Source organism: Bacillus sp. CR71 (genome assembly GCF_003429245.1).
In the GTDB taxonomy this organism is placed as follows: Bacteria; Bacillota; Bacilli; order Bacillales; family Bacillaceae_G; genus Bacillus_A; species Bacillus_A thuringiensis_S.
The window spans coordinates 5,631,962-5,645,710 of record NZ_CP031748.1; the positions used below are offsets into that span (position 1 = coordinate 5,631,962).

Genomic DNA, 13,749 nt, shown 5'->3' on the forward strand with positions numbered 1-13,749 from the left:
CCCTCTAATTCATTGAATAAATATTCGTCTTATTCCATTCCTCAAGTTCTTGCTTTACATAATCTAACTCTAATAATTTCTCTTTAATTTGCTCAATATCAAGGATTTGTGTATTATCTGAATTATATTCTCCAACAGTAGTAAGTTTTTGATTTCCTTCAGCAAAATACTTGTCATAGTTAAGATCCCTTCGATCCGCAGGAACCCTAAAGAACCCCCCTAAATCTTCCGCTACCACGTACTCTTCCTTCGTTAATAATGTCTCATAACGCTTCTCTCCGTGGCGTGTACCAATTACTTTAATTTCATTATCAACATTAAATAATTCCTTTACAGCTTGAGCAAGATCACCAATGGTACTTGCAGGAGATTTTTGAACCATAATATCCCCAGCTGCAGCATTTTGAAATGCAAATACTACTAATTCTACTGCCTCTTCTAAGCTCATAAGGAATCTTGTCATATTAGGATCAGTTACAGTTAAAGGTTGACCCGCTTTAATTTGCTCTATGAATAGTGGAATAACTGATCCACGTGAAGCCATAACATTACCATATCGTGTACCGCAAATAAGTGAGCTCTCTGGAGATACTGTTTTTGATTTTGCCACAAACACTTTTTCCATCATCGCTTTCGAAATACCCATAGCATTGATTGGATAAGCCGCTTTATCCGTAGATAAACAGATAACTTTCTTCACATCATATTCTATAGAAGCCGTCAGTACATTATCCGTACCTATAATATTAGTCTTTACTGCTTCTAATGGGAAAAATTCACATGAAGGAACCTGTTTTAATGCAGCTGCATGAAAAACATAATCTACACCATGCATGGCATTTTTAACGCTTGCTAGATCTCTTACATCGCCTAAGTAAAATTTCAGTTTGTCATTGCTATAAAGTTTTCGCATATCATCCTGTTTTTTTTCATCGCGTGAGAAAATACGAATTTCTTTTATATCAGTATCTAAAAATCTTTTCATTACTGCATTACCAAAAGAACCTGTACCACCTGTTATTAATAAAGTTTTATCCTTAAACATATTAGTTGCCTCTTTTCATATTATTTAAAATGATTCATTATTATTTCATATGAGTTTCTTGCTGTATAATTAGCCTCTAAGTATCTCCTAGCATTAATCCCCATAGATTCTCTCGATTCTCTGTTACACATTTGATTTAGCTTTTCATTAAAGCTCTCACTATTACTACTCTCGCACCACAGACCAAATCCACCATCTTCAATAATCTCTCCAATATCCGTATTTATATCAGTTGCTGCTAAAATAGGCATCGAAGCTTGCATATATGATAGAATTCTTGAAGGGAAGTTAGGTATCGTAAATCTTTTATCAAGAAATATTAACCCAACATCACAGGAATTTGCTAGAATATCATACTCATCCTTTGGTAGTTGAGAAAATAATTGTGTATTAGTTAAATTCTCTTTATTAATGCATGTTTTTAGTTTAGTGAACTCCGTCCCCGCTCCAACTATAACAAAGTGCACTTGATTATTATTCTTGTTAGTTTTGAGACACTCTATTAAAAAGTCAATTCCTTGTGGCTTCCCAAGATTTCCTCCGTAAATAAAAACCGTTTTATCAATTGGTATCCTATATTTAGCCTTAACCTCATTACTCTTCCTTACATCCTTTTTTACAATTAAAGGTTCTATGCTATTTGGACATACTTCAACAATATCTGGAGATATTTCTGGATTATTTTGTAATAAAAAATTTACATTAGCTTGTGACATGCATCCAATATAATTTGAGATGCTATACAATTTTTTTCCTTAGTCCTAAAATATTTATAAAGTAAACTCCCAATTCCTTTTTTCTTTATCATACCTAAATCTACTGCATTTTGAGGGAAAATATCTTTTAGCAATAAATATGTTTTTGCATTGTCTCTTTTTTGTACGTATTCAACCGCCTTTTGAAGCGTTATTGGTGGTGTTGAATATAACACTAAATCAAATTTAACATCTAAAAAGTAATTTTTAATACCTTTTAGAAATTTAGATTCCAAGGTTAAAGTTGAAATGCCCTTTTCAATCATGTTAGTTTTTTGAATATTACCGATTTGCAGTTTTAATATCTTACAATTCCCCGTATCAATCAACTTTGTTTCTTCCTGTTTTCTCTTTTCAGTTGGGGAAATAATATAGACATTATCTCCTTTATTTGTAAACTCCCGCATCAAATCAGTGTATATGCCTCTTTCTTTAATTGTTGAAAAATCTAGAAGTGTTAAAAATAAGACATTCATAAATTAAATTCTCCTCACCGGAACCCCTACATAAGTTCTAGATTCAGTTATATCTCTAATTACCACGGCACCTGCACCAATTTTACAACTATGTGTAATATTTATATTATTACTTACTACACTACCAGTTCCCAACCAAGTACCTCTTCCAATTTTCACTGTCCCAGCTAAATGTGCCCCCGGTGATATATGAACATAGTCCTCAATTACATTGTCATGATCTACCGTGGAGGCAGTATTAATAATGCATCCTTTTCCGATTTTAGTACAACAGTTAATTACAGCTCCTGCCATAACTACAGTTCCTGCTTCCAAATAAACCTGTTCTCCAATAATTGCACTCGGATGAATTAAGACCGGGATACTCGCCTCTTCAGCTTCAAGTTGTCTCTGTATCTTCTCTCGTATAACATTATTACCAATTCCAACGAAAAAATCGTAATCATCTATATACTTTGAGACACTTGCTGATTTATCAATTATTTCTATTCCCATTGAAGATCCTACATTTTCATTATCATCTAAAAAAGCAATGCTCTGCCATTTATTCATTTTCAGTGCGATATCAGCTATGACTTTTCCGTGACCACTAGCTCCTATTATAAGAAGTTTTTCTTTCATAATTTTATACTTCCTTTTCCATTCCCTTTAAATGGTTCCATTGTAGTAGCAGTTTCTGAATTAATCCCTTCTCTAATGAAAACCTTCTTAATTGTCAAAAGAATAATCTTCCAATCCGTAGTAAAACTTACATTATCTACATACTCTACATCATAATTAAATTTCTCTTCCCAACTAATAGCATTTCGCCCATTAACCTGCGCTAACCCTGACAACCCAGGTCTAACTTCATGGCGACGCTTTTGATGTTCATTATATAGTGGTAAATACTGAACTAATAAAGGCCTTGGTCCTATAATTGACATATCCCCTTTAAAGATATTGAATAGACCTGGTAACTCATCAAGTGATGTCGAACGTAAAAATTCTCCGAACTTAGTAAGTCTTACACTATCGGGTAATAGCTCACCGTTTTCATTCTTTTCATCTGTCATAGTTCTAAATTTATACATTTTAAAAACAGTTCCATGCAACCCTGGTCGCTCTTGTTTAAATAATACTGGGCTACCCAATTTAGTTTTCACAAGAAAGGCAACTATAAGAAGTACCGGACTAAGCATTATAATAGCGATTAAAGACAGTATAAAATCCATTGGTCTTTTTATAAGCAATCTATAAATGCTAACTTTAGATCCCCTCATTATGCTAGCCACAACCCTTTAATAATTTTCACAACTTTATTTAAATTTTCATCTGTCATTTTCGTATCACTTGGTAAGCAAACACCGTTCTCAAAAAGGCTCTCCGATACATTTGTACCAACAAAATCATATTTTCCAAAGAACGGTTGTAGATGCATCGGCTTCCAAACCGGTCTAGATTCAATATTTTCTTTTTCAAGTGCCTCCATCACATCTATTGGACGGACCTTACCGTTTAGTGTCATAGAACTTAACCAATAATTCGGTTCATTCCATTCATTACTAGGCATAAATTCAATGCCTTCAAGATTTTCTAGTTCCCTCTTATAAAAATTAAATATGTATCGTTTCTTCTGAACCCTTTGATCTAATACTTTAAGTTGCCCTCTTCCAATTCCAGCAACTACATTACTCATGCGATAGTTAAAACCTAATTCACTATGTTGATAATGTCTTGCTTGGTCTCTACTTTGAGTAGCCCAAAATCTTACTTTTGAAACTCTTTCTTCATCATTAGAAACGAGCATACCACCACCAGAAGTAGTAATAATCTTATTACCATTAAAAGAAAAGATACCATAATCTCCAAAACTACCTGTATGTTTACCTTTATAATAAGTTCCCAAAGATTCAGCAGCATCTTCAATTAAAGTAACATCGTATTTTTTACAAAGTTCAACAATCTTATCCATATCTGCCGAAAGACCATAAAGGTGAACCACGATAACCGCCTTTACATTAGGATACTTTTTAAAAGCCTCTTCCAATGCTTTAGGACACATATTCCAAGTTTCATAATCACTATCTATGAAAACAGGAGTAGCATTTTGATAAATAATAGGATTTGCAGTGGCTGAGAAGGTAAGTGTTTGGCAGAAAACGATATCTCCCTCTCCTACTCCAGCCGATTTTAAAGCCAAATGAATTGCTGCTGTCCCAGAAGATAGTGCCGCAGCTGCTTTAGAGCCCACCTTCACTGCTAGTTCTCTTTCAAATCCATTCACATTTTCCCCAAGTGGTGCGATCCAATTTGTATCAAAAGCTTCCTTAACATACTGCATTTCATAACCTTCATCACTCATATGCGGTGATGACAGCAATATTCTATCTCCCATTACAAAAACTTCCTTCCAAAAATTAATTTTCAATACTAACTTTATTATTAGCAATACCTAATAATCGTTCTCGTATTTCCTCTTTACTCATCCCACCAAAATCATTCATAAACTGTCTTAGAATTACTTGATCTATCAAAACAGCCTTTCCTATATGAATTTTAGGGAAAATTTGCTCTGGATGAATTTCACCTTCATTTAATAACTCTTCATACATTTTTTCACCTGGTCTTAATCCAGTAAATTCAATTCCGATTTCTTCAATAGAAAAACCTGAAAGAGTAATTAAATTTTTAGCTAAATCTACAATCTTTACTGGGGCCCCCATATCTAGCACGAACAATTCTCCACCCCTAGCCAGTGTGCCTGCCTGAATAACTAATCTTGAAGCTTCTGGTATTGTCATAAAGTAACGAATCATATCAGGGTGAGTAACTGTTACAGGTCCACCCTTTTGAATTTGTTTCTTAAATAGAGGAATTACACTTCCCCTACTTCCAAGAACATTACCAAATCTAACCGCAACAAAACGTGTACCAGTACTAACCGATGCCATATGCTGCACAATCATTTCTGCAAATCGTTTTGTAGCTCCCATTACATTTGTCGGATTTACAGCTTTATCTGTAGAAACCATTACAAACGTATTTACTTTAAATGTATCCGCTGCTTCTGCAACATTTTTTGTACCAAAAATATTATTTTTCACAGCCTCTTCAGGATTACGTTCCATTAAAGGAACATGCTTATGTGCAGCTGCATGATACACAATATACGGTTGATGCTTTTTCATTATTTCAAAGATTTTATGACGATCTTGAATATCAGCGATTTCTGTTGTTATTTCCACAGAATCTTTATAAGTAACTCTCATTTCCATCTCAATATTATAAATACTGTTTTCACCATGTCCTAAAAGAACAATTTTAGCTGGTTTGTATTTCATCACTTGACGACAAATTTCTGATCCAATTGATCCACCAGCGCCCGTTACTAAAATCGTTTTACCTGTAATCTTTTCCCCAATTCCAGCATCATCTAGCTTTATTGGTTCTCTTCCTAATAAATCCTCTACTTGTACATCACGGAATTCATTGACAGAGAGTTTACCATCTAAAAGGTCTTCTAGCATCGGCACAATTTGCGTTTTCGCCTTCGTTTTTCTACACTTCTCAAAAATCTCGTTTATTTGACTTCTATTTAATGAAGGAATTGCGATAATAATATGTTCTATATCATTATCTTCTACAATTTCTTGAATGTGATTTGTTGTACCAACAACTGGCACATTATAAATTTCCAATTTTTGTTTATTTCTATCATCGTCGACAAACGCAATTGGATATAAATCTGCTTCTTTATTATGTTGCAACTGACGCACTACCATTGTCCCCGCTGAACCGGCACCAATAATTAATGTTCGTTTTTTATCTGTAGCTTTTGTAATATATGTATCACGGAACATACGCCATATGAAGCGAGAACCACCTATTAACAATAAATGTAACATCCATGCAATTGCTAAAATACGAACATAAATATCGTGATTTATAATTTGTTGAACAATGGCCGTTACTATAATTGATAGCGTAACCGCCTTAAATATTTGCTTTAACTCTCCAATACTTGCATATTCCCACGCCTTGTTATAAAGCTTATAAATAGCAGCAAAGATATGATGACTACACAATAATGTAATAGAACTAATAACTACTGTCATAGGAATTTTGTTTAATACATTGGGATGTATAAACCAATAACTTAAATACACGGCAGTTAATACTATAAATGAATCTAATAAAATCAATAATGAGAGCCGTTTTCGATAACTCAATATATCTGTTCCCTTCTTTATATAATTTGCACCTTATTAATAATAAAAAGGACATTCTCTTATGAATGTACATCTTCCTTTTTTACAAGTTCTTTCATATACTTCATTAACTCTACATTTAATTCCTCATTTTGTAGCGCCATCTCAATCGTTGTCTTAATAAATCCAAACTTTTCTCCAACATCATAACGCGTGCCTTCAAAATTATAAGCAAATACACGTTGAACTTCATTTAATCGTTGAATCGCATCTGTCAATTGAATTTCCCCACCCGCACCTGTTTGTTGATTTTCAAGGAACATAAAGATTTCTGGCGTTAATACGTAACGTCCCATAATTGCTAAATTTGATGGTGCAGTTCCTTGAGATGGCTTCTCCACAAATTGACGTACTTGATAACGGCGATCATTTCGTTCAACTGGATCGATAATGCCGTAACGATGCGTTTCATTTTCTGGCACTGTTTGTACACCAATAACAGGAGATTGTGTTCCTTCATATTGATCCATTAATTGACGTAAACATGGCGTTTCTGCTTGTACAATATCATCACCAAGTAATACTGCAAATGGTTCATTTCCAATAAACTTACGTGCACACCACACTGCGTGTCCTAGCCCTTTTGGTTCCTTTTGTCGTATGTAATGAATATTAATTTTTGAAGAAGCTTGTACTTTTTCTAGCATCTCATGCTTCCCTTTTTCTAGTAGGCTTTGCTCTAATTCAAAGGAATGATCAAAATGATCTTCAATGGCACGTTTACCTTTTCCAGTAACAATAATAATATCTTCAATTCCTGATTCTATCGCTTCTTCTACTATGTATTGAATTGTTGGTTTATCAACAATTGGTAACATTTCTTTTGGCATTGCCTTTGTTACCGGTAAAAACCTTGTTCCCAGTCCCGCAGCTGGAATAATTGCTTTTCTTACTTTTTTCAAATCTAGTCCCCCAAACATATTATTATATCCATATGTAACAATAACAAAAACCCTACTTATAGGGTCGTCTTTACAACTCCATAAGTAGAGCTTCTAACATAAATAAATTATGGGCATCCAACCCATCCTCACGTCATACTCCCGACGACAAGCGTCTAAGGTAGGTTCGATAATAAATTTTCTACCCACAGCACGACCGAGTGCCTCCATTGATAACGGTTAGGAGACATCACCAATTCTTATTTAAAAAATACCGAACAATTTTTTACGACGAATTTGTTCTGGATCTTCTTTGTAAATTGCCTTCCCGCTAATTAATAAGTACGGATTTTCTTTCAAATCACTCATAACATTCATTCCAAATTCTTTCCCAATTAGTTCATAGCTTTCCGCTAAATGAAATCCTCTTGATGTCGTGTTATGTGCATCTGAAGCGACCATATGTGTTAAATTATGTTCTACAAGCTGTAGTGAGAATTTTTTAATCTTTTTACCAAACTTTCCAAGCAAACTACCTGCTGTCACTTGTGTTAATGCACCTTTATTTACAATGTTATATAACTTATCTGGCCGCTCGATTAACTCGGCATTACGTTCTGGGTGAACGATAATTGGAATCATTCCCTTTACACGTAATTCGTATAATAATTGTTCGGCATAACGTGGTACGTGATTTGATGGAAATTCAATGAATATATATTTATTTGTTTCATTTAAAGTAACGATTTTACCAGCTTCATAGTCTTCTAATAAATCACCATATAATCTGACTTCTTGTCCCGGTAAAATAGTAAGTGGAATATTATATTGTTGTAGTTCATCATTTAGTTGTTTTACGTGATGAATAATTGAGGTACGTTCATTTACATATTTTCCATTTTGATGGTGCGGCGTTGCGACAATTGTATGTATTCCTTCTGAAACGGCTTGTTGTGCCATCGCTAAACTATCTGTTACTGTTTGTGCACCGTCATCGATACCAGGTAAAATGTGACAATGTAAATCTATCATTTGTTTCATCCTCCCTCTCTCCTATAAAGATCTTTTTTCCCTTGAATATGAGATATATCTCATATTCAAGGGAAAAAAGGAGATATGTTTTTACCATATCTCACTCTTTTAATTAGTTTGCACCGTAATAATAATATAAGCCCTCTTCACGTTCACGATCGTTCAGAACAACACCTAACAATTTACCTTTAGCCGATTCTAACAAACCTTTTGCTTTTACTGCTGTTTCTTTCTCTGTTGATTCACTACGAACAACAAGAATAGAAGCATCACATACATTTGCCATAATTTGCGCATCGGTTACGGCTAAAATTGGCGGCATATCAAAAATAACTAGATCGTACATGCTGTATGCTTGTCCAAGAAGTTCTTTCATTGATTTCGAACCTAACAATTCGGCCGGGTTTGGCGGGATTGGACCACAAGCTAAAAAGTGTAGATTGTCTACAGATGTTGTTTGCACACATTTTTCTAAACGTTCACTCTGTGTTAGTACGTTCGTAAGTCCAAAAATGTTATCTACTTGGAACATTTGATGCATTGCTGGTTTACGCATATCTGCATCAATTAATAATACTTTTTTTCCTTGTTGAGCAAACACAACTGCCATATTAGCTGTCGTTGTCGTTTTCCCTTCACTTGGATTCGCAGATGTTACCATTAATGAATGTAAATTCGTATCAACAGCTGCAAATTCAATATTCGTTCGAATATTACGATATTGTTCTGAAATTGGTGATTTCGGTTGTTGATGAGCAATTAATTGACGGCGTTGACGATGATTCTTTTTCTTTTTAAATAAATTAAGAGCCAATTGTTTGTCCCCTCACTTTTCTTGATGATGGAGCGTGTGATTTCACGTTCATTGTTTCTTCATCCATACGAGCTACAATCCCTAATACCGGTAAGCCAAGTAAGTTTTCTACATCTTCTTCCTTTTTCACTGTGTTATCTAAGTATTCTAGTAAGAATGCAAGACCAATCGAAGCCATTAAACCAACGACGAAAGCGATTGCTACATTTAGCATTGGACGTGGTTTAATTGGAGATAGATTTTCTGCAACTTCTGCTTTAGATAATACTGTTACGTTATCAACGCTCATAATTTTTGCAACTTCACCTTTAAATACATCAGCTGTTGCATTTGCAATATCACGAGCTAGTTTTGGATCTTTATCTTCAGCTGTTACAGAGATTACTTGTGAATCCTTTTCATTCGCAACATTAATCTTTCCTGTTAGCGCTTGAGCTGTCATATTTAAATTTAATTTTTCATTTACTTGATCTAAGATTACTGGACTTTTAATAATAACCTTATATGTATTCGTTAATTGAATATTCGTTTGAATTTCACCAGCTTGAATCATTGCCCCTTCTTGCTTCTTCTGATTAACAAGAATTTGCGTCGAAGATTGATAGATTGGTGTCATAAAGAAAAAGCTAATGATAGCACTTACAATAGCTGTACCAAATGCGATTACGAGGATCATTGCTAAACGTTTTTTTAAGATATGAAATAACTCTTTTAGACTAATTGTTTCTTCCATAAGTTCCTCCAACTTTCTAAAATTTACACATAGGAAAAATTATAACATATAAATCTTACATTTTTTATTTTTAATAATTCAGTTCTATATTTGTTCACAAGAAACAAGTTTAATCTTACAAAATAATCTTAAATATGACAACACATTCCAATCATTTCCCAAAAATTTTATCATATCATGCTTTTTGCACTGTATAACTTGATAAATAATTTTCAGAAAACAAAAAAGCCAACATTTTTTTGTTGGCTCTTTCATATTTTAGTAATAACCATACTGTTCTTTTTCTTCTCTTTTATCGTTTAAAACGATTCCAAGTATTTTTCCAGATGCTTTATCTAATATTTGTTTCGCTTTTACGATTTTATCTTTTTCCGTCTTTTCACTTCGTACAACGAGTACGATTCCATCACATTTATTCGCAAGTATTTGTGCATCCGTAACCGCAAGGACAGGTGGTGTATCAATTAATATAATATCAAACATGTTATATGCTTCTAGCAACGCCTCGTCCATTGCCCGGCTCCCTAATAATTCTGCTGGGTTTGGCGGGATTGGACCTGCTGCCATTAAGTATACGTTCTCTATATCTGTTTTTTGAATGCATTGCATAAGTTTCGCTTGTCCTGATAATAAGTTCGTTAACCCATTTGAACTATGAATGGCAAATAAGTTTTGTATCGTCGGCTTACGCAAGTCAGCTCCAATTAATAAAACTTTCTTTCCTTGTTGTCCGAAAACGACTGCTAAGTTTGCGATTGTTGTTGTTTTCCCATCACCTGGATCCGCTGAAGTAACAATGATAGAACGAACATGATTATCTACAGATGTAAACTCAATGTTTGTACGAATGTTACGGTATTGTTCTGTAATACGCGATTTAGGCTCTTTATGTGTAATTAATTGTCGTAATGGTTTTCTTTTCTTTCTCCCGAACATATTCATAATCTCCTTTTGTGAAATGCGACATTTCCCTTTTCTCTCTTTTATGCTCGATTTCATACGTCTAATTAATATTCTTGCTGAGTTCCCCACATTTCATCATAATCAATAACATTCTACTTTGTCTTATTTAAGTACCTTAACAATATGACAATGCCCTTATTTCTTTATTACCTTTATCACTTATCCTGTTTTCTAGATAAATAATAAAGTAAGTATATGGTAATTGCCATCTATTTACAAGTTATTTTCTGATTAGTTTGTAAATTATCGTTTCATCGTTATATAGCAGAAATTAAAAAATCTCCTTGTCTTTTCACAAGGAGATTTTTTAATTTCTATTCTTTTTTATCACCAATCGCAAATGTAATTTCTGCCTCACATGCAACTTCACCATCTACTGTTGCGATTGCTTTTCCTTTTCCAATCGGGCCGCGTACGCGTGTCATTTCTACTTCTAGACGAAGCTGATCACCTGGTCGTACTTGTTTTTTGAAACGGCAATTGTCGATACCTGCAAAGAAAGCAAGTCTTCCGCGGTTTTCTTCTTTCTTTAATACTGCAACTGCTCCAACTTGCGCTAATGCTTCTACAATAAGTACACCAGGCATAACTGCATAGTCAGGGAAGTGTCCGTTAAAGAATTCTTCGTTTGCGGATACATTTTTAATCCCAACCGCTCTTTTTCCTTCATCTACTTCTAATATTTTATCAACAAGTAAAAATGGATAGCGGTGAGGAATGATTTCTTTAATTTGTTCTATATTTAGCATGTAACAATCGCCCCTTTTGTAATATTGGTCTTACCACTTGGACATATTGCTATTATCCCATTTTGTTTATTATTTGTCATTACAAAGTAACATTTTATATTTAGCACAACTTCCTAAAAAAAAATGCACACACTCTATTCCATTAAAATAGTTGCACATTTTTGCAACTGACACGGAGGTAGAAAAGAGTGTATGCCCAAATTAGGGAAAGGCAATATGTATTGAAACATTATTTGCCTTAATGTCGTATTCGACTCATTATATTATAAACGTTTTCAAATAAGGAAATATTAAATTTAACCATATATATGAATATTTTACCTGTTTCCTTCATATTTCTCTATTTTCCTTCCATTTTCGCAAAAAATCAAAATAAAAAAATATAAAAACGAAAAAAAGAACTAAGGCGTCAGCCTTAGTTCTTTCAAATTATCTCAAAGCACGCTTTGGTAATCTGTCGATATTCTCTAACATAATACCTGTACCAACCGCAACGCAGTGCATTGGGTTTTCAGCAATTAATACCGGTACTTTTAGTTCTTCTGCTAGAAGCATGTCAATACCGTGTAGTAAAGCTCCACCGCCTGTTAGAATAACACCGCGGTCGATGATATCTGCAGATAATTCTGGTGGTGTGCGCTCTAATACGCCTTTTGCAGCTTGTACAATAACAGCTGCATTTTCTTTTAATGCTTCTGTAATTTCTTCAGAGCATACTGTAATTGTACGTGGTAAGCCTGTTACCATGTCACGTCCGCGAATTTCAAGTTCTTCGCTACGTGCACCTGGGAATACTGTACCAACTTTAATTTTAATATCTTCTGAAGTACGTTCTCCAATTAATAGCTTATACTTACGTTTAATATAGTTTAAGATCTCCATATCAAACTTATCGCCAGCCATTTTGATAGAGGAAGAGGTAACAATATCACCCATAGATAGTACAGCGATATCTGTTGTACCTCCACCAATATCAACAACCATGTTACCGCTTGGTTGGAAGATTTCCATACCAGCACCAACTGCGGCTACTTTTGGTTCTTCTTCTAAAAATACTGTTTTACCACCTGAACGTTCAGCAGCTTCACGAATTGCTTTTTGTTCTACTGATGTAATATTTGTTGGACAACAAATTAAAATACGAGGTTTTGAAAAGAAGCTCTTTACGTCCAATTTGTTAATGAAATACTTTAACATTGCTTCTGTAATTTCGAAATCTGCTATTACACCATCTTTAAGCGGACGAATTGCTACAATATTACCAGGCGTACGTCCCACCATACTTCTCGCTTCTTCACCGACTGCTAATACTTTACCACTATTACGATCAATTGCCACAACAGATGGCTCGTTTAATACAATACCCTTACCTTTAACATGAATTAATACATTAGCCGTACCTAGGTCAATTCCGATATCTCGCGCAAACATTCCCGTTTTTTCCTCCTCGATATTCAAAATCAGGTTACACCCGAATTCTTTTCACCTAATTTCTGATTTTATCATAAATTTAACAGAAACGTAATATTCGCAAAAAGAATTCTTCTGAAAAATATTACCGAATGTGAACGGAATGTTTGCTACTGTAACATTATTGACGTACAGGCTTCTCTACATCTTCTTTTCTATACTTTTGTTTTGTTGCTTCTCCACCTCTTAAATGACGAATAGACTTATGATAATCAAGAATTTCTTTTACTTCATTTGCGAGCTCTGGATTAATCTCTGGTAGACGTTCTGTTAAATCTTTATGAACTGTACTCTTTGATACCCCAAATTCCTTTGCAATGACACGCACTGTCTTTCTTGTCTCCACGATATACTTACCAATCTTGATAGTTCTCTCTTTGATGTAATCGTGCACACCACTCGCCTCCCTAATTTGGATGTGAGAAGGGTGAAATGAGCCTCGCTGCATACGACTAAGAAGTAAGTGTGAGTGCTGTTTGTAAGCGTTAAACATTCTTGGATTTATAATGAAATGATTCACGATTTCTCACCTCAAACACTCTCTTTGCTTTGGTTTATACCATTGTATTGCCCGCACTACT

The 13,749-nt window shown here is 34.4% G+C and carries 15 protein-coding genes; all 15 read right to left on the minus strand.

The features are described 5' to 3' along the window. Positions 1-4: 4 nt before the first annotated feature. A complete protein-coding gene (locus DOS87_RS28550; protein WP_086389703.1) occupies positions 5-1,045 on the minus strand; it encodes a polysaccharide biosynthesis protein in 1,041 nt (346 codons plus the stop codon). Positions 1,046-1,065: 20 nt separating this feature from the next. Then, positions 1,066-1,761 carry a glycosyltransferase family 4 protein gene (locus DOS87_RS30415; protein ID WP_261795559.1) on the minus strand — a complete coding sequence of 232 codons (696 nt, stop codon included), beginning with the start codon at positions 1,759-1,761 and terminating at the stop codon, positions 1,066-1,068. After that, positions 1,743-2,276 (minus strand): glycosyltransferase family protein, encoded by a 534-nt coding sequence (locus DOS87_RS30420; RefSeq protein ID WP_261795560.1) that lies wholly within the window; start codon positions 2,274-2,276, stop codon positions 1,743-1,745. Before DOS87_RS30420 ends, DOS87_RS30415 begins: the two co-directional genes overlap by 19 nt. A gap of 3 nt (positions 2,277-2,279) precedes the next feature. Further along, positions 2,280-2,897, minus strand: coding sequence for an acetyltransferase (locus tag DOS87_RS28560; protein ID WP_086389701.1), 618 nt, complete (start codon positions 2,895-2,897; stop codon positions 2,280-2,282). Continuing rightward, positions 2,894-3,538 (minus strand): sugar transferase, encoded by a 645-nt coding sequence (locus DOS87_RS28565; protein WP_086389700.1) that lies wholly within the window; start codon positions 3,536-3,538, stop codon positions 2,894-2,896. Before DOS87_RS28565 ends, DOS87_RS28560 begins: the two co-directional genes overlap by 4 nt. Beyond that, positions 3,538-4,653 carry a DegT/DnrJ/EryC1/StrS family aminotransferase gene (locus DOS87_RS28570; protein WP_086389750.1) on the minus strand — a complete coding sequence of 372 codons (1,116 nt, stop codon included), beginning with the start codon at positions 4,651-4,653 and terminating at the stop codon, positions 3,538-3,540. The genes DOS87_RS28565 and DOS87_RS28570 overlap by 1 nt, the downstream gene beginning before the upstream one ends. 22 nt (positions 4,654-4,675) lie before the next feature. Further along, on the minus strand, positions 4,676-6,487 hold the full coding sequence (locus DOS87_RS28575; RefSeq protein WP_140161747.1) for a polysaccharide biosynthesis protein: 1,812 nt from the start codon (positions 6,485-6,487) through the stop codon (positions 4,676-4,678). A gap of 59 nt (positions 6,488-6,546) precedes the next feature. Continuing rightward, a complete protein-coding gene (bpsC, locus tag DOS87_RS28580) occupies positions 6,547-7,428 on the minus strand; it encodes a UTP--glucose-1-phosphate uridylyltransferase BpsC (protein WP_086389699.1) in 882 nt (293 codons plus the stop codon). Positions 7,429-7,671: 243 nt separating this feature from the next. Beyond that, positions 7,672-8,439 (minus strand): tyrosine-protein phosphatase, encoded by a 768-nt coding sequence (locus DOS87_RS28585; RefSeq protein ID WP_086389748.1) that lies wholly within the window; start codon positions 8,437-8,439, stop codon positions 7,672-7,674. A gap of 112 nt (positions 8,440-8,551) precedes the next feature. Continuing rightward, on the minus strand, positions 8,552-9,253 hold the full coding sequence (locus DOS87_RS28590) for a CpsD/CapB family tyrosine-protein kinase (protein WP_016118933.1): 702 nt from the start codon (positions 9,251-9,253) through the stop codon (positions 8,552-8,554). Next, entirely contained in the window at positions 9,243-9,986 is a 744-nt protein-coding gene (locus DOS87_RS28595; protein ID WP_086389698.1) for a YveK family protein, read from the minus strand. Before DOS87_RS28595 ends, DOS87_RS28590 begins: the two co-directional genes overlap by 11 nt. A 258-nt stretch (positions 9,987-10,244) precedes the next feature. Then, the gene (locus tag DOS87_RS28600) at positions 10,245-10,922 is read right to left on the minus strand and encodes a CpsD/CapB family tyrosine-protein kinase (protein ID WP_140161746.1); all 678 of its coding nucleotides are present in this window, start codon (positions 10,920-10,922) and stop codon (positions 10,245-10,247) included. A 341-nt stretch (positions 10,923-11,263) separates the two neighbouring features. After that, positions 11,264-11,698 carry a 3-hydroxyacyl-ACP dehydratase FabZ gene (gene fabZ / locus DOS87_RS28605; RefSeq protein WP_000931959.1) on the minus strand — a complete coding sequence of 145 codons (435 nt, stop codon included), beginning with the start codon at positions 11,696-11,698 and terminating at the stop codon, positions 11,264-11,266. A 429-nt stretch (positions 11,699-12,127) separates the two neighbouring features. Continuing rightward, on the minus strand, positions 12,128-13,129 hold the full coding sequence (locus DOS87_RS28610) for a rod shape-determining protein (RefSeq protein WP_000457978.1): 1,002 nt from the start codon (positions 13,127-13,129) through the stop codon (positions 12,128-12,130). Between the two features lie 160 nt (positions 13,130-13,289). Next, positions 13,290-13,562: a sporulation transcriptional regulator SpoIIID gene (gene spoIIID / locus DOS87_RS28615; RefSeq protein ID WP_000544012.1), complete on the minus strand. Its 273-nt coding sequence runs from the start codon at positions 13,560-13,562 to the stop codon at positions 13,290-13,292. Between the last annotated feature and the right edge of the window lie 187 nt (positions 13,563-13,749).

Bases quoted from the DNA above. Each gene is read 5' to 3' on its own strand.
- DOS87_RS30415 (WP_261795559.1), bottom strand. From the start codon at position 1,761: ATGTCACAAGCTAATGTAAATTTTTTATTACAAAATAATCCAGAAATA.
- fabZ (WP_000931959.1), bottom strand. From the start codon at position 11,698: ATGCTAAATATAGAACAAATTAAAGAAATCATTCCTCACCGCTATCCA.
- DOS87_RS28610 (WP_000457978.1), bottom strand. From the start codon at position 13,129: ATGTTTGCGCGAGATATCGGAATTGACCTAGGTACGGCTAATGTATTA.
- DOS87_RS28560 (WP_086389701.1), bottom strand. From the start codon at position 2,897: ATGAAAGAAAAACTTCTTATAATAGGAGCTAGTGGTCACGGAAAAGTC.
- DOS87_RS28600 (WP_140161746.1), bottom strand. From the start codon at position 10,922: ATGTTCGGGAGAAAGAAAAGAAAACCATTACGACAATTAATTACACAT.
- DOS87_RS28570 (WP_086389750.1), bottom strand. From the start codon at position 4,653: ATGGGAGATAGAATATTGCTGTCATCACCGCATATGAGTGATGAAGGT.
- DOS87_RS28565 (WP_086389700.1), bottom strand. From the start codon at position 3,538: ATGAGGGGATCTAAAGTTAGCATTTATAGATTGCTTATAAAAAGACCA.
- DOS87_RS28550 (WP_086389703.1), bottom strand. From the start codon at position 1,045: ATGTTTAAGGATAAAACTTTATTAATAACAGGTGGTACAGGTTCTTTT.
- DOS87_RS28585 (WP_086389748.1), bottom strand. From the start codon at position 8,439: ATGATAGATTTACATTGTCACATTTTACCTGGTATCGATGACGGTGCA.
- DOS87_RS28595 (WP_086389698.1), bottom strand. From the start codon at position 9,986: ATGGAAGAAACAATTAGTCTAAAAGAGTTATTTCATATCTTAAAAAAA.
- DOS87_RS30420 (WP_261795560.1), bottom strand. From the start codon at position 2,276: ATGAATGTCTTATTTTTAACACTTCTAGATTTTTCAACAATTAAAGAA.